Genomic DNA, 23059 nt, shown 5'->3' on the forward strand with positions numbered 1-23059 from the left:
ACTCGCCTTATGCAGGGAATGTAACAGATCAAGGAATGAAAAATGCAGTTTACTGAAGAACAATTATTGATTCAGGATATGGCGAAAAATTTCGCTCAGGAACAAATTAAACCCTATGCTGCTGAATGGGACAAACACAGCGTGTTCCCTAAAACAGCATTGTCTCACATGGGACAATTGGGCTTTATGGGGATGTTGATTTCTGAACAATGGGGTGGCTCTGATACTGGAAATTTGGCTTATGTGCTCGCATTAGAGGAAATTGCAGCAGCAGATGGTGCAACTTCAACCATCATGAGTGTACATAATTCAGTGGGTTGTGTGCCGATCGCTAAATTCGGTACAGATGAACAAAAACAAAAATATTTGCTGCCTTTGGCACAAGGTCAAATGATTGGTGCATTTGCTTTGACTGAACCGCATACAGGGTCTGATGCAGCAGCGCTGAAAACACGTGCAGTGAAAGATGGTGAACATTGGATCATCAATGGCGCTAAACAGTTCATCACGTCTGGCAACAATGCGGGTGTCATCATTGTCTTTGCAGTAACGGATGCTCAAGCAGGTAAAAAAGGGATCAGTGCCTTTATTGTGCCACGCGAAACACCAGGCTATGAAGTCATCCGTACAGAAGAAAAACTGGGTTTACACGCTTCAGATACTTGCCAAATTGCACTGACAGATGTTCGTATTCACCAAAGCTTAATATTGGGGAAACAAGGTGAAGGCTTGAAGATCGCCTTGTCTAATCTTGAAGGTGGACGGATTGGTATTGCAGCCCAAGCCGTAGGTTTAGCACGTGCTGCTTTGGAACAAGCAACCCAATACGCGAAAGAACGCATCACTTTTGGAAAGCCAATTTTTGAACATCAAGCGGTTGCATTCCGCTTAGCCAGTATGGCAACAGAAATCGAAGCCGCACGACAGTTGGTACATCATGCTGCTCGTTTGAAAGAAGCAGGCAAACCCTGTCTAAATGAAGCATCTATGGCAAAACTATTTTCATCCGAAATGGCTGAGCGTGTTTGTTCCTCCGCGCTACAAGTATTTGGTGGCTACGGTTATTTAAAAGATTTTCCGATTGAGCGTATTTATCGTGATGCTCGTATTTGTCAAATTTATGAAGGTACCAGTGATATCCAACGTTTGGTCATTGCACGTAGTTTATAAGTATCGGCAATTGGCATTAAACATCGTGTAGCAAAAGATGAGGAGTGGAAATATGCAATTTGAAACAGTTTTATTGGAAAAGCGAAACGGTGTAGGTCTGATTACCCTTAACCGTCCCAAAGCTCTAAATGCGTTGAATTCCATCTTGATTGATGAATTAAATTTAGCTTTGGACGATTTAGAAAAAGATCAAAATATTGGCTGTATGGTCATTGCCGGGTCAGAAAAAGCCTTTGCAGCAGGTGCTGATATTAAAGAAATGGCAGGATTAAACTTTCCCAATATCTATTTTGATGATTTTTTCAACCTTGCCGATCGTATTGCGCAACGTCGTAAACCGTTGATTGCCGCTGTCAGTGGCTACGCTTTAGGTGGAGGATGTGAATTGGCATTGATGTGTGATTTTATCTATTGTGCTGATAATGCCAAGTTTGGTTTACCTGAAGTCACGCTTGGGGTCATTCCTGGTATAGGCGGTACACAACGCCTGACTTTGGCGATTGGTAAAGCCAAAGCCATGGAAATGTGTTTGACTGCCCGACAAATGGGGGCGGTAGAAGCTGAACACAGCGGTCTAGTTGCACGCATTTTCCCCAAAGAGGAACTTTTAGCTGCAACTTTGCAAGCTGCTGAGAAAATCGCTGAAAAATCTCTAGTGGCGACAATGATGATTAAAGAGTCGATTAACCGTGCTTTTGAACTGAGTCTAGCCGAAGGTTTACGTTTTGAGCGACGTAGTTTTCATTCAATTTTCGCGACTTTGGATCAAAAAGAAGGTATGCAAGCCTTTGTAGAAAAGCGCCAAGCGCAATTTAAAAATCAATAATAAAAGGATTAAATCATGGACAATGAAAATCATTTAATCATTGAACAAAAAGGTGCTCTAGGCATCATTGTATTAAATCGTGTATCGACTCTGAATGCGTTGACCTTGGATATGATCACAGGGATTCACCAACAAATTGAAAGTTGGCAGCACGATACGACGATTCAGGCAATATTGATTAAATCCAACAGTCCGAAAGCCTTTTGTGCAGGTGGTGACATTCGTTATCTCTATGATCATTTTAAAAATGGCACAGCGGGGCATAAAGGCTATTTCATAGCAGAATATGCCATGTTGAACTGTATTCGTGCCTCAAAGAAAACGGTTGTGGTGTTACTGGATGGTTATGTTTTGGGGGGTGGTTTTGGTTTGGCGCAAGCATGCCATATTATTGTCAGTAGTGAAAAATCACGTTTTGCCATGCCCGAAACCGCAATTGGATTCTTTCCAGATGTCGCAGCCACACATTTCTTATCACGTTTGGATGATATTGGCGTATATCTGGCGACTACAGGTGACCAGATCAGTAGCAGCGATGCCTTATATCTAGATTTGATAGATTACCATGTACCCAGTCAACAGTTTCCTGCACTAGAAGAGGCTTTAAGCCAAACAGATCATTTAAGCAAAGACCATATTGATCAGATCATTGGAAAATATATCACGCGACCTGTAGAAAGTGAACTCAGTGGATGGGTGGACAATATTCGTAAGCATTTTGGTTTTGAAAACGTACATGAAATTGAACAAAGCCTTGCCAATGAGTCAGATCAACAACAACAAGCATGGGCAAGTAAGGTTTTAAATATCTTGCAGCAACGTTCCTTAATCGCCAAGCAAACCAGTTTAAGACTGCAATATTTAGGTCGAGGGCTTTCTTTACAGCAATGTATGCAACTTGAACGTGATTTACAGGATATCTGGTTTGAGCATGGCGATATTCTAGAAGGTGTGCGTGCCCTCATCATCGATAAAGACAAACAGCCAAAGTGGCAACAAAGCAATCCAGTTTTAGACAGAATATTGGCTGAATTGGGTTAGCCATAAAGCTAATGATGCCAAAACGATGTGTGAATGCACATCAATAAAGGAGAATGAGAAAAAATTTCTAAGTGAATCCAAGGATCATACAGGATATATGGAATATATCTCAATGGATGTAAAAACGGTTAAGAAGGAATAGAGCAATGAAGGATGTACAAGGAACAAATCCGAATAATAAAAAGTCATCACACCGCTTAGCAGGCATTTCAAGTATGGTGGGGACGACCATTGAATGGTATGACTTTTTTATCTATGGCGCTGCAGCAGCACTGATTTTTAATAAGTTATTCTTTCCCAACCTGGACCCTTTGACAGGTGTTCTTGCGGCATTTGCAACCTACGCTGTGGGTTTTATTGGACGGCCATTGGGTGGGATCGTATTTGGACATTTTGGTGACAAAATTGGCCGTAAATCGATGTTGTTGGTGACCTTGATGTTGATGGGTATTCCGACCGTCATGATTGGGCTTTTACCCACATTCGAATCGATTGGATATTGGGCAACCATTTGCTTGATTATCTTGCGCTTTATCCAAGGTATGGCAATGGGCGGTGAATGGGGCGGAGCAGTGCTCATGGCTGTCGAGCATGCACCAGAAGGTAATAAAGGTTTTTGGGGGAGCCTGCCACAAGCCAGTACTGGTGGTGGTTTAATGCTGGCTTCGATTGCTTTGGGACTGGTTTCACTGTTACCTGAGGAAGCACTATTTAGCTGGGGTTGGAGAATACCGTTTTTAGCCAGTATTGTGTTATTGGCAGTAGGCTGGTATATCCGCGTCAAAGTGCCTGAATCTCCTGACTTTGAGAAAGTGAAACAACAGGCAGAAGAAATTAAAGTCCCTGCATTACAAGTCTTTAAAAATCATCCCAAGGAATTACTGACCATTATATTGTCACGTGCGGCTGAAAATGCATGGTTCTATCTTGCTTCAACATTTACCTTGGCATATACCACTACACAGTTGGGTATTGCAAGACAAGAGATATTGTTTGCAACAATTTGTGGTGCTGGAGTAATTATGGTGATGACACCGCTGTGTGGACATTTATCAGACAAAGTAGGGCAACGCAATATGTTTAGGTTTGGTCTATGTGTATTGGCACTCTACAGCTATCCATTCTTTGCCATGTTGAATACGAAAGACCCCGTACTGGTTTGGACAGCGATTGTATTGGCGATTGGCGTTGTATTTCCAATTATGTATGCCCCACAATCTCAGCTTTTTGCCCGCCAATTCCCTGCGGAAATTCGTTATAGCGGTATTTCAATCTCTGTACAGTTTGCGGGTGTACTGGGAGGCGGTTTAGCCCCTTTGATTGCGACAAAACTTTTAAGTATCGGTGGTGGTAGCACACATTTGGTCATCACTTATATCGTCAGTTTTGCTGTGATTGCCATCATTGCATCATCATTCTTAAAGCCTGATGTATTTCCAAACAAGGCGAAGTCTTTTGCACAAAAAGAAATTAAATCCTCATAAAATCTAAAAACTCAGCAATATGGACAGCTTACGCTATTCATATTGCTGTTTTTTTATCAAAAATTAAAAATGCCCGCTATTGGTTCATTGCGATGTCTATAAACAGCGCATTTTAAATAAAAATCCTCTAATTCCTGTCGTTTTTAGCGTGGCATGAAATTTGCTGTATTTCATATGCACAATATTTTTATTTTTCAATGATTAAGGGTATGTCATATGTTTAAGCACACGGTTCTGTCTTTATTTATATTTGCCACTTTTGGTTCTTCAGTCGCTCAAGCGGATAATTTTAATGTTCTTAAACAGCTTTCCAATAAACCAGTTCAGTTGAAAGATGGTGAATATAAAGGTAATTATTATGTTCCATCAAACTTGAACACGATTACATGGGGATATCTACCGAATAAAGATGCTAAACCTGTTCTCTCGGTTCCATCGGGGAGTACCGTGACATTCGATACAGTTTCACATGAAGGTTTGCTTGAAGACCAAGGACGAGATGCAGAAAAATTTTTTAAATCCAAGGGTGTTCAAGATGAATATATTTTAGATGAAGCAAAGACTATTACCAAATCTCATTTAAAGCATGATTTTCACAAAGATGGGCCACACATCGTGACTGGTCCAATTGCAATTCAAGATGCACAACCGGGTGATATTTTAAAAGTTGAGGTGCTTAAAGTTGAACCGCGTGTTCCTTATGGGGTCATTTCAAATCGTCATGGCAAAGGCGCTTTGGTTGGTGAGTTTCCTAAAAAACCACAACAGGCAGATGCTTCAGCCGAACATCCTGAACGCTATGGCAATGTTTCAGTATTTACCCCCATCGAAAAAAATACCAAAGGTGAATATGAAGGCGTATTAAAAACGGAATCAGGTAAGTCAATTCGGTTCCCGTTGAGCCCGTTCATGGGCATCATGGGGGTAGCACCGAATACTTCAGAACCCGTTCATTCAGTCCCACCTGCAATGTATGGTGGCAATATTGATATCAATGAACTAGGTGCTGGGTCTACAGCTTACTATCCTGTTCAGGTTGCAGGTGCTTTGTTTTACACAGGTGATAGTCATTTTGCGCAGGGTGATGGTGAAGTGGCTTTAACTGCATTAGAGGCTTCTGCTCGTGCGACCTTAAAGTTTACTTTGTTAAAAGCAGGTAAGGATAAGATTCCGGGGCAAGAGATTGTACAACCTTTAGCAGAAAATGCCGAGTTCTGGATTACACCTGGCTTGGATGCTGATCTTGACGAAGCGATGAAAAAGTCTACCCGTGAAGCGATTCGTTTCTTAAATAAAGAGTATGGTATTGATGAGGCAATCGCTTATGCATATTTAAGTGCTGCAACTGATTTTGAAGTATCCCAAGTCGTCGATAAGACCAAAGGAATCCACGCTAAAATTCGAAAAGCTGATTTCAGAGAGTTTAGTGAGTAAATACTTAATCTTTATATAAGTTTGGTATCTGGAAAAGTTTTTAATTTGTAGATTAAAGATTTTTCCAATTGAATTTAACTATAGATTGTGATTTATTTGAAGACTATTAATTTTATCTGTAAAATTTTTTCAAACAGATTTTTTCTTTATTATTGAGGTGTTGATTTTAAATATCTAATAGAATCAATTTAATACATAACATTAATTAATTTTATTTTCAGTTTAATCAAATTTCAATCTAAAATAATCTTTATAAATATTTGATAATTATAAATAATGCAATGATCTATTTAGCCATTGAGAAAGAATTATTTTTAAATAAGAATAAAAACACTAGTAAAAACCTAATTATGATGAAAAATTGAGAAGAAAATGAGTCTAAAAATTTCAGCTATAGATATTTACCATCCAAAAACCATACGGGATAATAATTATTATATAGATAAGTTTAAACATAATAATAAAATAATAGAAATACTTAAAAAAGTCGGACGCAATAAAAGATATGTGATTAGTGATCAAAGTGAAAATGCTTTAACTATGGCAATAAATGCATCAGAACAAGTCTTAAAAAATTATAAAATTGATGATGGTAACATCGATATTCTTATTTTTGCTTCAACTACTCTAGAATATCTATCGCCAACAAATGCACTACTATTACATGCAGCGCTCAATATAAAACAGGCATGTGTATGTTTTGATATAAATGCAAACTGTTTGGGGATGTTTCTAGCACTGGAACAAGCTTCTGTTTTATTGAACTCTAAAACTTCTTATCAGCGGGCATTGGTTGTTGCAGCTGATCATCTTACTAAGATTGGACGTGAAGATACGCTCATTCCTTCGACTATTGTCGGTGATGCAGCTGCTGCTATGATTCTTGAAAAAACCAATGACACTTCTGGCTCTGGTATGATCGACCGTGTATATCAAACCGACAGTCGTTTTAAAGACACAATTGTTTTGCCGCCTCATGGTTTTTCTAACAGTAATACAACTTATAACGAAAAAATTCATTGGGATATTTTTAGTGGTATTGAAAGTGTAGAATTTGCGGCAGAAGCACTCGACACTTTATTGAATAATAATAATCTCAAGATGGAAGATATTTCATGCTTTTTACTTTCTCAATTTACAAAATACAATATTGAACTACTACAGGATAAGAAAAAGATTCCTTGGGATAAAATCGAATATATTGGAGATCAGTACGGTTATACTGGCGCCAATAGCCTATTTATTGCCTATGCAAGTAGATTAAAAAAGGGATTAATCAAAAAGGGGGATATAGTTGTTTTCTGGACACTAGGAGCCGGTTATCAAACAGGGTTGATGCTATGGAAAATATAAATAATGGTCAATATTTAAACCCATAGTGAGTTTAAGGCTATACCATGTTTAGGTTTAACAGTATGAAAATTTTTCAAATCTCTAAACTTGAATTTTTCTCACAAATCTTTCAATTTTAATAGACACCATCAATTGTACTTAATCTTAGTCATCAACAAAGTTTAAATAAATTGATGAACTACTTGTTCAATGAGAAAAAATTGTGAATACTCATGCGCTAAAATTTAGTGCATGAAATTATCTTGGGGTTAGACAAGTACTGTGAAACCATATCCATTTTCTCATTTACAACAAGCCCTACTGACAGTTGGTTCATTTTCATGTTTGGTATTAAATCCAGTACTGCTGCATGCGGAAAATACTCAACAGTTGAAAACCATCAAAGTCAATGTTGAAACAGATGCTGCTCAAACAACCTATTATCAGCCCAAAATCGATTTACCTGGTTTTAACCAGTCCATTAATATTGCTGAAATTCCTGCCTCAATACAGACCATCACCGCAGATCGCTTGGCAGATCAGCATGCAAAAACACTGGTTGATGTGGTTAAGAACGATGCTTCAGTGGGGGATGGATATGCACCCATCGGTTATTATTCGAATTTCATGATACGCGGTTTTGGATTGAATCTTGGATCAAGCTATTTAATGAATGGCAACTTAATCCGTGGCGAACAGAATGTTGCACTCGAAAACAAAGCTCAGGTCGAGATTTTAAAGGGCATCAGTGCCGTTCAAAGTGGTATGTCAACACCGGGCGGTGTGATTAATTATGTGACTAAACGACCTGAAGAGATTCGTTCAGTGACATTGGAAACAGACCGTTATGGTGGTTCACGCGTGGCAACGGATTTAGGTGGATTTTTTGGAGACCTCCAAGAGTTGGGTTATCGCATCAATCTTGCAACAGAAGATATTCATTCCTACGTTGAACATGCCGATGGTAAACGCTTGTTCGGTTCTCTGGCAGTGGATTGGAATATTTCTGAACGTTCAAAGTTAGAATTTGATCTAGAATCTCAGCGACAACGTCAACGTTCAGTGGCAGGATACCAGTTACTCGATGGGACTATGCTGCCTCAAAATGTGAAATGGGATCGTTTGCTTGCTTATCAACGCTGGAGTAAACCTGTAACCAATGACAGTGTAAATGCCAGCTTAAAATATTTATTTCAGTTCAATGATCACTGGAAGGCAAATTTTACAGCATCCCAAAGTCGTGTGGTAATCGATGATTACTCTGCATTTCCTTGGGGGTGTTATAGCAGTATCTGTCAAACGACTGGTGGTCTAGGGAATGGTTTTGATCAAAATGGCAACTATGACATTTATGATTTTCGCAGTCCTGCTGATAGTTACTTAACCAACCAATTTAAAATTGGTTTAAATGGGGCATTCAATACAGGTTTTTTGCAGCATCAGCTGAGTTTGGAATTAACCCAAACCGCTAAACGCCATACACAATATGATGCAATTAATCTGCCTGTAGTTGAAGGGGCTGAATCTACAGGAAATATTGGTGAGGATCCGCAAAATTATATCCCTACAGAGAAGCATTTGGGTAAACACTATAAATCATTAGACAGTCAACAAACTGCATTGAACATCATCGATTTAATTGCTTTTAATCCTGAGTGGTCCGTCTCGTTGGGCGGTAAACTCATCCATCTCAATGAAGATGCCTATGATGTCGACTCAAATAGGATTCGAGATACCAATTTTAATCGCTTCTTGCCCCAATTTACGCTGATGTATCAACCTTGGGAACATACCAACATCTATGCTTCTTATACCAAGGGCTTAAGTGATGGTGGACAAGCACCATGGTTTGCCAACAATCCAAGTCAAACTTTAGCACCTGTACGTTCGACTCAGTATGAGTTAGGTGTCAAACAACAGTGGCAAGATTTGCTGCTTAGCGCAGCAGTATTTGATTTAAAACAGGACAATCAATATACCAATACTCAACGGGATTTTATTGCTGAAGGTGAACAGCATAACCTTGGATTTGAATTGGGTTTACAAGGACGTTTAGGACAACATGTGGATTTGCTATCCACTTTGACACTGACACGTTCTCGCTTAAAAAACATTCAGTCTAATGAATATCAAGGTCATCAGACACAAAATGTACCATCTGTTCGTTTTGCAAACTTTCTTTCTTACCGAGTGGAACAAATAGAAGGATTACGTTTGCTGGCAGGTATGCAATACAGCAGCAGTAAATATGCCAATAAAACGGGTACAGTCAAAGTGCCGAGTTATACTGTATTTAATCTAGGCATAGCCTATAACTTCCGTGCGTATGGCTATGACAATATCTTGCGATTCAATATCGACAATCTGTTCAATGAACAGTATTGGAGAGATGCAGGGAATTTTCTGGGTGATGACTATTTATTTCTTGGCGCACCCCGAACAGCACAACTTGCTTGGACTGTGAGTTTTTAATCGTAAAAATGATGGAATGATAAAATAAACCCTCTATAAGAAGAGGGTTTATGATTAAAACTAGAAGTTATAACGGACACTCAATGTCGCATTTCTTGGAGTTCCCCAGTTCATAGCGTTTGCCCCAATACCTTCATAGTATTTTTTGTCAAAAATATTTTCAACATTCAATTGAAATTTAATATTTTTATCCACTTGATAACCCAACATCGCGCCAGCAAGGACAAAGGCATCTTGATCTATACGTGTGCTTCCAGTGCCAGTGTAGTATTTACTCTTGTAGTTTAAACCAAGTCCAGCACTCCATTGATCTAATTTATATTTTACGAATAAATTAGATGTCGTACGTGAGTTTGTTGGGTTTACTTTGACACCTTTTGCATCTTTTGCTTCAAAATTAGCAATACCAAAGTTAATTCCCCAGTGATCATTAATTTCACCCTCTGCTTCAAACTCAAAACCTTTACTCTCAACACCATCTACACCACGATAGGCTTGTTCATTTGTCAGTTGACCATTACGTACAATAAATTGTCCTGTTATTGCTTCAGCAAAATTCGATTGTTGAATGCGGAATAGCGATAGGGCTGTATTTAAACGCCCCCCAAACCATTCGCTTTTTAAACCAACTTCATAGTTCTTACCTTGTGCTGGGTCCAGGTACTGATCATTTACATCTTTACGGTTTTGGGGTTTAAAAATGTCTGTATAACTGACATAAACAGAGTGATCTCTAGCAACATCATAAATAGCGCCAATATAAGGTGTAACTTCATGATTAAATTCACGATTACCCACTCCGTTTGCAGATTCATATTTCCAATTGGATAAACGTGTCCCTGCAACCACTTTTAATGGATCAAAAATCTGAAATTTACCAGAAATATAGGCTGAGCTTTGGGTGGTTTGATTGAGTACATTGACTCCATTTAACACAACAGAACGGAGTAGGGGTTGTGCCATATTGTTATAGTCAAGCGGACCACCTAAATATTTTTCGATTTCACTGTTGGCATTTGAACCACCAAAAATATCTTTGGTTTTTTCATTTTTATTCCACGAACCACCGATAATAATTTCTTGTGGCTGATTGAACAATGTAAACGGAGCATTGATGAAAAGATCAATATTGTTTTCTTCATTTCTGGTTTCAGAACCATATACTGAAACGTTATCCGTGATTTTACCCGTCTTTGGATCTGGCTTATTTTTCAGCGGACTGGTATGGGTTGCTTTATCGACTTGTCCACCTGTATAGAGTAATTGGGTATTTACATCTTCTTTACGGAAAGTATAAGCCACATTTAAATTCACATCGTTGAATAAATTCTGCTTTAAATTGGCAAAGACAGCTGTGGTATTGACGTCCCAAAAAGTCCACGGCGCGCTTACAGTCAAGCTTCGATCAAAGTGGGTTCGACTTCCATCCGTATAAAATGCTGGCGTTCCTCCCCAACGAATGCCATCACGCTGCAACTCTTGGTACGTTGCACCGAGTGACATGCTGGTTCTATCACTTAAGTCATAATCTATCGCACCGTAGAATACATTGCGCTCTTTTTGATAATAATCCATAAAGGACTTTTCATCTGAATGTTTGACAAACATACGTCCACGCAGTGAGCCATCTTCATTGAGCGGGGTAGAGATATCAGCAGTGCTGCTCCATGCATTCCATGTACCCAATGAGGTGCTTAAATTACCTGTCAACTCTTTGGCATTGGCATGCTTACGTATCATATTGAGCCCCATGGCGGGGTTACCTGCCCCTGTAGTGAGTCCATTTGCACCTTTAATTACTTCGACACGATCATAAATATCCAAATCCAGATCACCAGCACCCAAGTTTGTGGTACTCGGCATGCCATCTATCAAATAGTAATCGACCTGAAAACCACGTGCATACACAGATTGGCGTTCATCGGTACGAGAAGTAGAAACACCTGTAATGGTATTCATTAAGTCCTGAAATGAATCAATGTTTCGGTCATCCAAGTATTCCCGCGTTAACACTTTGACGGATTGCGGGGTTTCACGAAGGGACAAATTTAATTTAGTGGCTGTACTTGTACTTTTGGTCGTATAACTTTGCGAGCCTTCTGTGATTGCTGAATACTGACTTTCCGCTTCTACTTTGATGGTCGGTAAAGCGACTGTTTCAGTATTTTGTTTGGCATAAACTAGAGAGGGAATGATTAACGCCATAGAAAGTACAAGAGGATGCACTTTGAAGGCATGTCTTAAGGGAGAGGGGTGATACATAAGATAAATTCCATAATAGAAAATGCGCGCGATCAGATTTACTGTCTTCCTTTTGCTTCAAACCCTATCACTCAGATTAAAGCGTTACAAAAGTTAACATATGAAATATTAATTATCAATAATGATTCTCATTAAATTATACAAATCATTATCTTTACTATTTACAAATAAATAATTAATTTTTTAATATAAGCTGTTATTTTATATAATCTTTTAAAAATTTAATTCTGTATAAAGCGAGGTATTAATTAAAAACATATATATTTTTATGTTCATAAAAGGAAAAGAATTAGTTAAAATTACTATAGTTTCAATAAAATAAGACAAATATTAAGCATCAATTTAGTTGAATGATTATATTTGATCGAATTGCATAAATAACCAGTGACGGACTTCTGATAAGGCTTTAACACCAACCGGATGGCGCGGGTAAACCAAATAAAATCCTGTTTCCATGACTAATTCTTGTGGGAAAACTTTAACTAATGTTCCAGATGCTAACTCTGAATTAACAAATATTGGGTGGGTTAAAGTGATGCCTTGAGCTGCAATAGCAGCATCAATCGCAAGAGATGTTTGATTAAATCTTATATTTTTAAATAAATTTTGAGTATGTTGGGATTTTAATTTTTCAATAAAATGTGTCCAGAGATTATGGGCATCATGTAGTAAGGTAAATTGATCTAAACTCTGGATATCTAAATACGGCTGATCTGTATTCATCAATTCAGGGCTCGCGACTGCAATAAATGTATCTTGTATAAGTAATTCAGTATTTAAGCCTGCACCAAATGGCGGTTTACCATAACGAATCGCTAAATCAACACCATCATTCTGAAAATGTGAGATCCTTTCTGTAGCTAAAATCTGTAAATCAATATCAGGATGTGATTGTGTAAATTGACTCAACCGAGGGATCAACCATTTAGCTGCAAATGTGGGAGTCACGCTGATAGTAATCTGCTGATTTGAATAATAAAATGATTGAGTTGCTTCATGAATCAAATTAAAAGCTTGAGTAATGCTTGCAGCATATTTTCGACCATTGGCTGTTAAATTAACGCCTTTCGCTTGCCTTTCAAATAACTTTAAGCCCAGTTCTTCTTCTAAACGGCGTATGTGTTGTGCAATTGCACTTTGAGTGACACGTAACTCTTCAGCTGCCAATTTAAAATTTAAATGACGACTGGCTGCTTCAAAAGCCTTGAGTGCATTGAGGGATGGTAGATGGTTTAGCTGTTTCATACTGTAGTTTTTCTACACTCAAAAAAGAGAAAAGATCAAACCAGTTCAAATAAGCATAGTGCTATTCTAATTAAACCTTTCAAGTATATTCAATTTTAAAACGTTTAGAGGATAACACAAATGACTGTAGAAAAAGTAGCGTTGATCATGGCAGGTGGAAGTGGTATGGGTGCTGCAGCAGCACGAAAATTACATCAAGACGGCTACCATGTGGGGATTCTTTCATCTTCAGGCAAAGGCGAAGAGCTGGCAAAACAATTAAATGGCATTGGTGTCACGGGTACCAATCAATCCACAGCAGATATCAATAAACTTGTCGAACAAGCATACAAAAAATGGGGAAGAGTAGATGTACTTGTAAACAGCTCAGGACATGGGCCTCGCGCACCAATTCTAGAAATCACAGATGAACAATGGCATTTAGGTTTAGATACTTACTTGATGAATATTATTCGTGCCAGCCGCTTAGTCATCCCGATTATGGAAAAGCAGAATGCTGGAGTAATTATTAATATTTCGAGTGCATGGACATTTGAACCGAGTGATATGTTCCCGACTTCAGCGGTTTTTCGTGCAGGATTGGCTTCGTTTACCAAGATTTTGGCTGATCAATATGCAGCAAAAAATATTCGTATTAATAACATTTTACCAGGATGGATCGATAGCCTGCCAGAAACAGAACAACGTCGCCAATCTATACCACTTCAACGCTATGGTACCAGTGAAGAAATCGCTGCAACAATAAGTTTTCTCGCTTCTCCAGGCGCGGGTTATATCACTGGACAAAATATCCGGGTAGATGGGGGAATTACTCGATCTGTCTGAATATGTTTCACCAAATGAGTAGTTGGTTAAGCCTCTTAAAATCATTTACGGTTCTTTCTAAGAAGTGAGTAAAAAGTTGGCAGCATTGAATTTAGGGAAACATTCTAATTTAGATGTGACACGGAAAATCATTTCAGTTGTTATTTTTACAGCTTTTGCTTATTTGTTGGTAGGATTGCCATTAGCAGTCTTACCAAAATTTATTGTAAAAGATCTTAATTTTTCCCCATTTTGGGTTGGCTTAATTATCAGTTTACAATATTTAGCAACACTATTGACCCGCCATAGTGCTGGTCAACTTGTCGATAGAAAGGGCTCTAAATATGTAGTTCTTTAGGACTAAGTTGTTGTGGATTAAGTGGAGTATTCGCTTTTTTTAGCACTTTGGATAGTTTCGTATCCATTAGTCAGTATTTTCTTCCTCGCAATTTCAAGGCTATTTTTAGGTAGTAGTGAAAGCTTTTGTTAGTACAGGAGCGACTCTTTAGGGAATGCAACTCGCAGGTCCCAAAGAAATCTCACGTGTAATTTCATGGAATGGTGCAGCAACATATTATTTCCGTACAGAATCTTTATGGAGTTATCGGTTCTATAACTTTATTATCCATAATTCTCCTAGATTTTTTATTTCGTAAAGACAGTAAACAACAGATAATTTAATTTTTAGAATAAGAGTATTGGGGGAAGAAGCCCAATACTCGAATAATTTTATATTTTAGCGAACGTAATCTGCCCCAGTAATATCGATAGTTGCTCCAGTTGTATGGCGGGAACGACCAGTTGCTAAGAAAGCGACTATTTCAGCTACATCACTTGCAGGAGTAACTTCACCTAAAGGTAGATTTTCTAATACAGAAAGCTCAATTGCACCATCTGCTAAATCTGTTGCAACCCATCCTGGGGCAATAGCATAAGCAAGAATATTATCACGGCCATAACCCCGGGCAATACCTTTTGTTAAAGCAAGTAAACCACCTTTGGCCGCTCCATATGCTAAATGTTCTGCATCATCACCACGATGTGCTGAACGACTCGTAATATTGATAATAATGCCACCATGTCTTTGCTTGAAGTGTAATAAAGCTAAACGACATAATTCCGCTGGAGCTGTAAGATTAATAGCGATGTTGCTTTCCCATCCTTCACGCCAAGTTTGACTAGAGGTAATATCAGATGGCAACCAGGCTCCTGCATTATTAACTAATACATCTATATGACCGAAGTAGCTGATGGCTTTGCTCCAAACATTCTCAGCCCCATTTATACGACTTAAGTCACCCAATACTAAACGAACATTTTCACCGAACTGATTTAATAGTCCATCTAAATGGGATGTTGAAGAACGTGCGTGAATAACTACTTTAGCTCCTCGTTCATAAAGAAGATTTGCTGTAGCCAATCCTATACCTCGTGAACTACCTGTAACCAAAATAATTTTATCTTGTAGATCTAGAGCAGTATGTGTCATTAGTATTTCCTTAGGCTACAGCTTGGGCACCAGTGATTTCTACACAAGCGCCACAAGTAAATGCTGCTTCATTTGATGCTAGAAAAGCGATTAATGCAGCAACTTCTTCTGGTTTACCAATACGCCCGTAAGGCACCATTGCATCTAAATCTGCAATTGTTTTGCCTTTTTCCGCAATACCTTTTTCTAGCATTGGTGTGTGTATTTCACCTGGACACACAGCATTTACTCGAACTTTGTGAGGTGCGTAATCGCGAGCTAAGCTCTTAGTAAAAGCGACTACAGCAGCTTTACTTACATTGTAAGCAATATGACCTGGAGCAGGTGTTAATCCCCATTGAGAAGCTGTATTTACAATTGCCCCACCACCGGCAACAATCATGTTGGGTAAAACGGCTTGGCATAAGTGAAAGAGGGCATTCACATTCACTTCTAAACATAATAACCAGTCAGCTTCATTGGTATGCAGTAAATCACCGCGGCGCATGGCACCTGCATTATTAACTAAGACATCTATATGCCCATACTTAGCTTCTAAATCTGCAATCGCCTGACGACATGCGTTTCCATTCGTCAAATCAAATACTATAGTTTCAGCCTTACCACCTTGTTTAATAATATCTCTTACGGTTTTTTCAGCTGTTTCTGATACGGCATCTGCCACTATAACTGTAGCACCCTCTTCTGCCAAACGACGAGCAGTTGCTGAACCAATACCGCCTCCAGCTCCAGTAACTAAAGCTGTTTTTCCAACGAATCTAGCCATTTTATTTCCTTTCGAATGGTTTTTATTAATAATTTATATATTGTGTGCAATTTTGCATACAATTTATAATTGAAAAATAAATTTGTCAACTCAGTGTTTAGACGATGATTGATTTGAAATTAACGAATGTAACTATCCTCATTGATGCCAATAGTGAAACTATTGAGAGCAATTCGTGATTGTTTAGGTACAAAATCGGCTTATTTAAAATGAGTACACTTACATTGCAAAGATCTATGATAGAAAAAAATATTAAATTAAAAACAAAAATCTATTTGAAGATTTATATATCTAAATTATTCAAAATGAATTTTGCAGTATCACGTCAAAATCAAAATATGATGATTTCAATATTAAAAATCTTTTAATCAAAAAATATCCTTCGAAAATCTGTTCTTTTTACAAGCAATTATTTTTTTACAGAATAATTGACATCTAAAAAATTTGAGAATATTGTTTATGTATGCAATATTGTACACAATAAAACAATCTGTAATTAAATACTAAGTTTTATATTTTAAGTTATTTAAATAATATAATTATTTCAATAACTTAATGTAAAAAAAGGAATTCAGATTAAAAAATTTATGGAGAGATTTAAAATGTTGCAAGGTATTCTTCCTGCTTTAGTCACACCTTTTGATGAAAATAACCAAGTCGACTATGAAACGTTGGTTAATATTATTGAATATCAATTAAAAGCTGGTGTTAAGGGGTTCGTACCATTGGGCTCTACTGGTGAGTATTATGCACTAACGAATCAGGAGCGCCGTCAAATTCTTAAAGTAGTAAAAGAAACTGTAGGCGATCGGGGCATTCTAATTGCCGGTGCAAATGGATCATGTACACGTGAGGTATTAGAACAAGTGCAGCAAACAGTTGATCTTGGTTATACCAATCTTCTCATCGCACCTCCTTATTATGCTTTACCATCTCAAGAAGAGTTGATTGCTCACTACAATGTAATCTTAGATGCTTTTCCTCAAATTAATATCGTTCTATATAACTATCCTGTTCGTACGAATGTAGAAGTTGGTTACGAAGTACTTGACGCTTTTAAAGACCATCCACGTGTTATTGGTATTAAGGAAAGTAGTGGTAATTTACTACGTGCTATTGAAATTGGTGGAAAGTATAAAGATAACTACCAGCTTTCATGTGGTTCAGATGATCAAGCATTGGATTTCTTCTTATGGGGCGCAACAAGTTGGATCTGTGGTCCAGCGAACTGTTTCCCAAACAAAGTTGTTGAAATTATAGATAAATATAATGTTGGTGATATTAAAGGGGCTCAGGATGTAATGCGTCAATTATTCCCAGTTATGGCAATTATGGAATCAGGCAAATTTGTCCAAAAGGTTAAATATGGTTGTGAACTGGCTGGATTTAAAGTCGGTAATGCCCGTATGCCACTATTACCTTTAACTGAAAAAGAAAAAGCCGAATTTAAATGTGCATTCGATGCAATAGATAAGTAGGTGGTAATTAAACATCTATGAGTCAAGGGATTCATAGGTTGAATAAAGTTTTTTAAAGAGCAGGATAGGTTTTAATTATATCTCATCAATATAAAACCTCAATTAATCAATGGAATGTAACAATGTCTATAGAATATAATTTGAAAAATACTGTTGTAATTGGTGGCGGTATAGTGGGTATCTGTTGCGCTCTTTATCTGCAAAAAAAAGGTTTTAAAGTTACTGTTGTTGATCCATCTGAAGCTGGTGAAAGTACTGCGAAGTGGAGTTGTGGGCAGATGGCTGTGAGTGAAATTATTCCACTTTCAAAAAAAGGGATCCTAATGAAAATCCCTGGTTGGTTGTTAGATCAACAGGGACCTTTGGCATTAAGACCATCTGCTTTTCCAAGTATTATTCCTTGGTTTTTACATTTTTTAAATTGTGCCAGAGAATCTCGTATAAATGAGATAGCTCGTTCTTTAGCTTCATTAACTCAACATGTATATGATGACTATGCAGTGTTGTTAAACGACTGCCCAGATAAAGATTTAATAGGTACACGACCTATTTTAGAGCTTTTTGATAGTGCTGATGATATTGAGCATGAAAAAAAATATTTAGAGTTAAGACAGAGTTTTGGTTTCAAACATCAAATTCTAAATGAAAAAGAAATTTCAGATTTAGAACCTGTTTTTACGGGTAAATTTAAACATGGTTTATTATTTAAAGATTGGACCGCTGTAAAAGATACTCAAGGTTTTATTGCTGCACTCACTGAAAGTTTTATTGCAAAAGGTGGTGAAAGGATACGTGCAAAAGTTGTTACGTTACGTGAAGAAAACAATAGATTGAGCCAAGTTCTTCTAAGTAATCACCAAATTATTGATCTTGACTATGCAGTAGTGGCAGCAGGCGTTGGCTCTCAACTTTTTTCAAAACAACTTGGTATTGATCCGCCTTTAGCTGGTATTGCTGGTTATCAAGTAGTTTTACCAAAACCTGAAGTTGATATTAAGCATTCAACTATTTATGCGTCAGGTGGCTTTTGTTTTGCACCGATGAGTAGAGGACTGCAAATAGGTGGCACTATTGAATTTGCAGCTGCTGGTGCAAAGCCAAATATGAAACGTGCTGAAATTATTTTAGATAAAGCTAAAAAAGTTTTACCACAATTAAATACCGAAGGAATGGAGTTTGGCGTTGGCTATAGACCATTTTTACCAGATACGAAGCCGATTATTGATATGAGTTCACGTTTACCAAATGTTGCTTTAGCGTTTGGACATGGGCAACTTGGTTTAACTTTAGCTGCAACTACAGGGCGTTTAGTCACAGAAATGCTAAGTCAGCAACCTCCCCAAATAGACCTCACACCGTTTAAAGCAAATAGATTTTAATTATTGAATAAATAAGGATAAGTAGATATGACTTACAATCAATTATATATCAATGGTAAGTGGATTCCGACACAAAAAGGAAATACATTCCAAAGTATTGATCCAAGTACTGAAGAGGTTATTGCTCATGTTGCCTGTGCTTCTGTAGAAGATGCTGAGTTGGCAGTTCATGCAGCGCGAGAAGCATTTGATAATGGCTCTTGGTCTGAGTTATCGGGTAAAGAGAGGGCGTTTTATCTAAGAGCAATCGCTAAAGAAATTCGAGATAATCTAAAAGAAATTTCATCTTTAGAAGTTAAAGATAATGGTAAACCTTATCCAGAAGCTGAGTGGGATATCAGTGATGCTGCTGGTTGTTTCGAGTTTTATGCAAATTTAGCTGAATCACTTGATGAAAAGAGCGAAGAGAAAATAGTGCTGAGTGACGATCGTTTCAGTTGTGTAGCAACAAAAGAACCGGTAGGGGTTGCTTGTGCAATTATTCCATGGAACTACCCACTATTAATGGCTGCATGGAAGGTGGCTCCTGCATTAGCAGCAGGTTGTACAATGATTCTTAAACCTGCTGAAGCAACTTCACTTACAGCTGTTGAATTAGGGCGTATTGCTGAAAAAGTGGGTTTACCGAATGGTGTTTTAAATATTTTGACTGGATATGGACGAGAAATTGGTCCGTATTTAACAGAACATCCTGATATTGATAAAGTTGCATTTACAGGCAGTGTCCCTGTAGGTAAGCAAATTATGCAATCAGCGGCTTCAAATGTTAAAAATATCAGCTTAGAACTTGGTGGAAAATCTGCATTTATTGTATTTGATGATAGTGATATCGCAGCTGCTGTCGAATGGATCATGTTTGGTATTTTCTGGAACCAAGGACAGGTTTGTTCAGCAACCTCTCGAGTTTTGGTACAAGAAGGTATCTACCCAAAACTTATGGATAGGTTAATAGAAGAAAGCCAAAAAATTAAAATTGGAAATGGTTTTGAAGAAGGTGTGAAACTCGGTCCGCTCGTTAACCAAAAACAATATCAAAATGTTGTGGATGCAATTCAATGTGGTATTAAAGATAACATCACGCTTTTAAGTGGCGGAAAACAACCTGATAACCATTCAAAAGGTTATTTTATTGAGCCGACAATTTTTGCTGACGTACCAGAAGAACATCCTTTATGGACGGAAGAGATTTTTGGTCCAGTGGTGAGTATTCGTTCTTTTAAAGCAGAAGATGAAGCAATCAAATCTGCAAATAACTCTATATTTGGGTTAGCTGGTGCAGTAATGTCAAAGGATGTAGATCGTTGCAATCGTGTAGCTCGTAAATTAAAAGCCGGTATTATCTGGATTAATTGTTCTCAACCAACATTTACTGAAGCACCATGGGGGGGATATAAACAAAGTGGTATTGGCCGAGAGTTAGGTCTCTGGGGGCTTGAAAATTACCTAGAGGTTAAACAGATTACCAGTTATGACAGCCAAGAACCATGGGCTTGGTATATTCAATAAGGAGGTGATGACATGCGTTGGGAAAAAACGATTCAACTTGTAGATGTTCACTGTGAAGGTGAGGTTGGAAAAGTAATTACTGGGGGGGTATTAAATATTCCTGGTAAAAACATAGTTGAAAAAGTTAATTATCTGAATACAGTAGATGATAGTTTACGTCGTTTTGTAATCCAAGAACCTCGAGGATGTTTACAGATTTCTGTAAATTTGTTGTTGCCGCCAACAGTTCCTAACGCCGATGCTGCTTTTGTAATTTTTCAAGCAGATAAGACTCACCCAATGTCTGGGAGTAACTGTATTTGTGTGACGACTGCATTGCTTGAAATGGGTATGGTAAAAATGCAGGAACCAGTCACGAATGTTGTTTTAGATACAGCAGCTGGATTGGTTAGCGCGAAAGCTCAGTGTAAAGATGGTCGTTGTGAAAGTGTCACCCTAGAGATGATGCCTGCATTTGTAGAGCAGTTAGATGCTGAAATAGAGGTTAAACCATTCGGCAAAATCAAATTCGATATTGCGTTTGGCGGCGTTTATTATGCACTTATTAATGTTGATCAAGTTAATCTGACGATTTCACCTGATAATGCTCGTAAATTAGCAACCTTGGGTATCGAGCTTAGAAAACTCATTAATAAGCAGTTTAATGTTCAACATCCTATTTATTTGGATATTAATGAAATAGCATACGTCATGTTTAGAAATCGATTAGATGAAAGAACGATTCAGACGTGCACGACTTTACCGCCAGGCCGAGTAGATCGCTCACCTTGCGGAACAGGTAGCTCAGCTAATTTGGCTACTTTAGCAAAACGTGGACTTGTCCAACCTTGGGATGAATTAATCTCACAATCAATTATTGGAGGGCAGTTTAAAGTGAAGTATGCAAGTAATGTGCAAATTGGCGATAAATCTGCCATCATTCCTCATATCACTGGCCGCGCATGGCTATATGGTATTCATCAACTGGGTGTTGATCCAACAGACCCATTATCAGAAGGTTTTATGGTAAGTGATACATGGGGAGAAGGTATATAATTAAATTAAAGTTAGAATTGGATAAAGGCCTAGCCTATGAATAGTGTGGTAAAAAAAGAAACAGACGGGGTCAAGAAAAGACATAATGGAAAATATGTCTATGATCAACTTCGTGAAGAAATCTTAACTCTAAAGTTGCGCCCTAATACTCAACTAGATGAAATTTCACTCGCTGAAAGGTTTGAAGTTTCACGCTCACCTGTTCGTGATGCGCTGGCACGTCTTGTTGCTGAAGGCTTAGCAATGACTCTGCCGAATAGAACGACAATTGTTCGACCATTTAACTTACAAGATTTCTCAAAGTATATTAGTGCTTTAGACCTTTTACAGCGTGCTGTAACACGTTTAGCGGCAGCCAATTGTACTGACGATGATATTCAAAGAATTAAAGATATTGATATCGTTTATGTGCAAGCTGCAAGAGAAGGTAACTATCAATTAATGCTTGCACAAAATAAGCAACTACACCTTGAGATTGCTAAAGCAGGAAGAAATCCATTTTTAATTGAATACTATGAGCGCTTACTTGAAGAAGGCCAGCGACTATTCTATTTACATTTCGATCACTTAGCTAAATCGACTAGCTTTAATAATCTAGAAAGTGATCATTTAAGCCTAATAGAAGCTATAGTTAATAAAGATCAGGATAAAGCTGAAAGTGAGGCACATGCACATACCTTACTATTTAGAGATCGATTTATGGAGCATATGAAAGAAAACTTAATTGATCAGATAAGTATAGTGACTTAAAAACATACTGAAGATTATTGAACAACTAAAACTCATACAGATTGTATTATTACTATCTGTATGAGTTTTTTATTTAAAAACATATACTTAATTTATTTTTTTTGCTTATTTTTTATCTTTTTTCATTGACAAGTCATAAGTATCATTATATTTTTAATGTATGCAATATTGTACACAACTTAAAATAAGCGAAAAACTAAGTTAGTACATATTGAAGAAAGTTCGCTGTTGGGATGAGTCTAATAGTGAAATTTTAAAAGCATTGGATGCTTTCAAGTGCAAATATCAATTTTTGATATGAAGCATGAATTAGTCATAAAGGGAATTATTATGAGTCAAAACCTATTACGTTTAAAAAGCTCTATAGCCGGAATATCTAGTTGGACGACCAAACAAGACCTTCTGATTTTTTCAAATAAGAATTTATCTATAGGTGCGAAAGAACAGATAAAGCAATTAGTAAGTTTCATTATTTTCAGGGGGAAAGACCCATCGTTCTTCAAATCAAGTAGGTCGATCTGCAAAAGTCTTAAGACTATTTTGTCATGGCCTAAATCTAGAAGATTATTTCAAGAGCTAAAAAGAA

The 23059-nt window shown here is 37.6% G+C and carries 18 protein-coding genes; 14 read left to right on the plus strand and 4 right to left on the minus strand.

The annotated features are described in order from the left end of the window. The first annotated feature begins 42 nt into the window (after positions 1–42). From OSH00_RS05630 to OSH00_RS05660, 7 genes are all read left to right on the plus strand, one after another. Positions 43–1170 carry an acyl-CoA dehydrogenase family protein gene (locus OSH00_RS05630; RefSeq protein WP_266129606.1) on the plus strand — a complete coding sequence of 376 codons (1128 nt, stop codon included), beginning with the start codon at positions 43–45 and terminating at the stop codon, positions 1168–1170. A gap of 52 nt (positions 1171–1222) precedes the next feature. Beyond that, positions 1223–1996, plus strand: coding sequence for an enoyl-CoA hydratase (locus OSH00_RS05635; RefSeq protein ID WP_266129607.1), 774 nt, complete (start codon positions 1223–1225; stop codon positions 1994–1996). 15 nt (positions 1997–2011) lie between these two features. Next, positions 2012–3037 carry an enoyl-CoA hydratase/isomerase family protein gene (locus OSH00_RS05640; RefSeq protein ID WP_266129608.1) on the plus strand — a complete coding sequence of 342 codons (1026 nt, stop codon included), beginning with the start codon at positions 2012–2014 and terminating at the stop codon, positions 3035–3037. Positions 3038–3183: 146 nt separating this feature from the next. Continuing rightward, entirely contained in the window at positions 3184–4521 is a 1338-nt protein-coding gene (locus OSH00_RS05645) for an MFS transporter (RefSeq protein ID WP_266129609.1), read from the plus strand. A 216-nt stretch (positions 4522–4737) separates the two neighbouring features. Continuing rightward, positions 4738–5955 carry an acetamidase/formamidase family protein gene (locus tag OSH00_RS05650; RefSeq protein ID WP_266129610.1) on the plus strand — a complete coding sequence of 406 codons (1218 nt, stop codon included), beginning with the start codon at positions 4738–4740 and terminating at the stop codon, positions 5953–5955. A 372-nt stretch (positions 5956–6327) separates the two neighbouring features. After that, complete coding sequence (locus OSH00_RS05655; RefSeq protein ID WP_266129611.1) at positions 6328–7308, plus strand: 3-oxoacyl-[acyl-carrier-protein] synthase III C-terminal domain-containing protein; 981 nt, start codon at positions 6328–6330, stop codon at positions 7306–7308. Between the two features lie 261 nt (positions 7309–7569). Beyond that, positions 7570–9759 carry a TonB-dependent siderophore receptor gene (locus OSH00_RS05660; RefSeq protein WP_266129612.1) on the plus strand — a complete coding sequence of 730 codons (2190 nt, stop codon included), beginning with the start codon at positions 7570–7572 and terminating at the stop codon, positions 9757–9759. A gap of 60 nt (positions 9760–9819) precedes the next feature. Here OSH00_RS05660 and OSH00_RS05665 read toward each other — a convergent pair whose 3' ends face one another. Both OSH00_RS05665 and gcvA read right to left on the minus strand, forming a co-directional pair. Next, the gene (locus OSH00_RS05665) at positions 9820–12021 is read right to left on the minus strand and encodes a TonB-dependent siderophore receptor (protein WP_338150150.1); all 2202 of its coding nucleotides are present in this window, start codon (positions 12019–12021) and stop codon (positions 9820–9822) included. Between the two features lie 354 nt (positions 12022–12375). Continuing rightward, the gene (gcvA, locus tag OSH00_RS05670) at positions 12376–13266 is read right to left on the minus strand and encodes a transcriptional regulator GcvA (RefSeq protein WP_266129613.1); all 891 of its coding nucleotides are present in this window, start codon (positions 13264–13266) and stop codon (positions 12376–12378) included. Positions 13267–13386: 120 nt separating this feature from the next. Between gcvA and OSH00_RS05675 the strand changes: the two genes are divergently transcribed. Both OSH00_RS05675 and OSH00_RS05680 read left to right on the plus strand, forming a co-directional pair. After that, entirely contained in the window at positions 13387–14091 is a 705-nt protein-coding gene (locus tag OSH00_RS05675; RefSeq protein WP_266129614.1) for an SDR family oxidoreductase, read from the plus strand. A 76-nt stretch (positions 14092–14167) separates the two neighbouring features. After that, positions 14168–14428, plus strand: coding sequence for a hypothetical protein (locus tag OSH00_RS05680; protein WP_266129615.1), 261 nt, complete (start codon positions 14168–14170; stop codon positions 14426–14428). A gap of 378 nt (positions 14429–14806) precedes the next feature. On the opposite strand, the gene OSH00_RS05685 is transcribed toward OSH00_RS05680, so the two are convergent. Both OSH00_RS05685 and OSH00_RS05690 read right to left on the minus strand, forming a co-directional pair. Continuing rightward, positions 14807–15559: an SDR family NAD(P)-dependent oxidoreductase gene (locus tag OSH00_RS05685; protein ID WP_266129616.1), complete on the minus strand. Its 753-nt coding sequence runs from the start codon at positions 15557–15559 to the stop codon at positions 14807–14809. A 10-nt stretch (positions 15560–15569) separates the two neighbouring features. After that, on the minus strand, positions 15570–16325 hold the full coding sequence (locus OSH00_RS05690; protein ID WP_266129617.1) for an SDR family NAD(P)-dependent oxidoreductase: 756 nt from the start codon (positions 16323–16325) through the stop codon (positions 15570–15572). Between the two features lie 587 nt (positions 16326–16912). Here OSH00_RS05690 and dapA point away from each other — a divergent pair. From dapA to OSH00_RS05715, 5 genes are all read left to right on the plus strand, one after another. Next, positions 16913–17803: a 4-hydroxy-tetrahydrodipicolinate synthase gene (gene dapA / locus OSH00_RS05695; protein WP_266129618.1), complete on the plus strand. Its 891-nt coding sequence runs from the start codon at positions 16913–16915 to the stop codon at positions 17801–17803. A gap of 122 nt (positions 17804–17925) precedes the next feature. Beyond that, the gene (locus tag OSH00_RS05700) at positions 17926–19182 is read left to right on the plus strand and encodes an NAD(P)/FAD-dependent oxidoreductase (RefSeq protein ID WP_266129619.1); all 1257 of its coding nucleotides are present in this window, start codon (positions 17926–17928) and stop codon (positions 19180–19182) included. Positions 19183–19209: 27 nt separating this feature from the next. Then, the gene (locus tag OSH00_RS05705) at positions 19210–20688 is read left to right on the plus strand and encodes an aldehyde dehydrogenase family protein (RefSeq protein ID WP_266129620.1); all 1479 of its coding nucleotides are present in this window, start codon (positions 19210–19212) and stop codon (positions 20686–20688) included. 12 nt (positions 20689–20700) lie between these two features. Further along, a complete protein-coding gene (locus tag OSH00_RS05710; RefSeq protein WP_266129621.1) occupies positions 20701–21723 on the plus strand; it encodes a proline racemase family protein in 1023 nt (340 codons plus the stop codon). A gap of 36 nt (positions 21724–21759) precedes the next feature. Beyond that, positions 21760–22473 carry a GntR family transcriptional regulator gene (locus tag OSH00_RS05715; protein WP_266129622.1) on the plus strand — a complete coding sequence of 238 codons (714 nt, stop codon included), beginning with the start codon at positions 21760–21762 and terminating at the stop codon, positions 22471–22473. Positions 22474–23059: the final 586 nt, after the last annotated feature.

The sequence above is a fragment of the Acinetobacter nematophilus genome (assembly GCF_026344175.1).
In the GTDB taxonomy this organism is placed as follows: Bacteria; Pseudomonadota; Gammaproteobacteria; order Pseudomonadales; family Moraxellaceae; genus Acinetobacter; species Acinetobacter nematophilus.

Excerpts from the sequence above, each read along its gene's own strand:
- OSH00_RS05645 (WP_266129609.1), top strand. The coding sequence starts at position 3,184 with ATGAAGGATGTACAAGGAACAAATCCGAATAATAAAAAGTCATCACAC.
- OSH00_RS05705 (WP_266129620.1), top strand. The coding sequence starts at position 19,210 with ATGACTTACAATCAATTATATATCAATGGTAAGTGGATTCCGACACAA.
- gcvA (WP_266129613.1), bottom strand. The coding sequence starts at position 13,266 with ATGAAACAGCTAAACCATCTACCATCCCTCAATGCACTCAAGGCTTTT.
- dapA (WP_266129618.1), top strand. The coding sequence starts at position 16,913 with ATGGAGAGATTTAAAATGTTGCAAGGTATTCTTCCTGCTTTAGTCACA.
- OSH00_RS05665 (WP_338150150.1), bottom strand. The coding sequence starts at position 12,021 with ATGTATCACCCCTCTCCCTTAAGACATGCCTTCAAAGTGCATCCTCTT.
- OSH00_RS05655 (WP_266129611.1), top strand. The coding sequence starts at position 6,328 with ATGAGTCTAAAAATTTCAGCTATAGATATTTACCATCCAAAAACCATA.
- OSH00_RS05700 (WP_266129619.1), top strand. The coding sequence starts at position 17,926 with ATGTCTATAGAATATAATTTGAAAAATACTGTTGTAATTGGTGGCGGT.
- OSH00_RS05635 (WP_266129607.1), top strand. The coding sequence starts at position 1,223 with ATGCAATTTGAAACAGTTTTATTGGAAAAGCGAAACGGTGTAGGTCTG.
- OSH00_RS05685 (WP_266129616.1), bottom strand. The coding sequence starts at position 15,559 with ATGACACATACTGCTCTAGATCTACAAGATAAAATTATTTTGGTTACA.
- OSH00_RS05710 (WP_266129621.1), top strand. The coding sequence starts at position 20,701 with ATGCGTTGGGAAAAAACGATTCAACTTGTAGATGTTCACTGTGAAGGT.
- OSH00_RS05650 (WP_266129610.1), top strand. The coding sequence starts at position 4,738 with ATGTTTAAGCACACGGTTCTGTCTTTATTTATATTTGCCACTTTTGGT.
- OSH00_RS05630 (WP_266129606.1), top strand. The coding sequence starts at position 43 with ATGCAGTTTACTGAAGAACAATTATTGATTCAGGATATGGCGAAAAAT.
- OSH00_RS05715 (WP_266129622.1), top strand. The coding sequence starts at position 21,760 with ATGAATAGTGTGGTAAAAAAAGAAACAGACGGGGTCAAGAAAAGACAT.
- OSH00_RS05690 (WP_266129617.1), bottom strand. The coding sequence starts at position 16,325 with ATGGCTAGATTCGTTGGAAAAACAGCTTTAGTTACTGGAGCTGGAGGC.
- OSH00_RS05675 (WP_266129614.1), top strand. The coding sequence starts at position 13,387 with ATGACTGTAGAAAAAGTAGCGTTGATCATGGCAGGTGGAAGTGGTATG.
- OSH00_RS05640 (WP_266129608.1), top strand. The coding sequence starts at position 2,012 with ATGGACAATGAAAATCATTTAATCATTGAACAAAAAGGTGCTCTAGGC.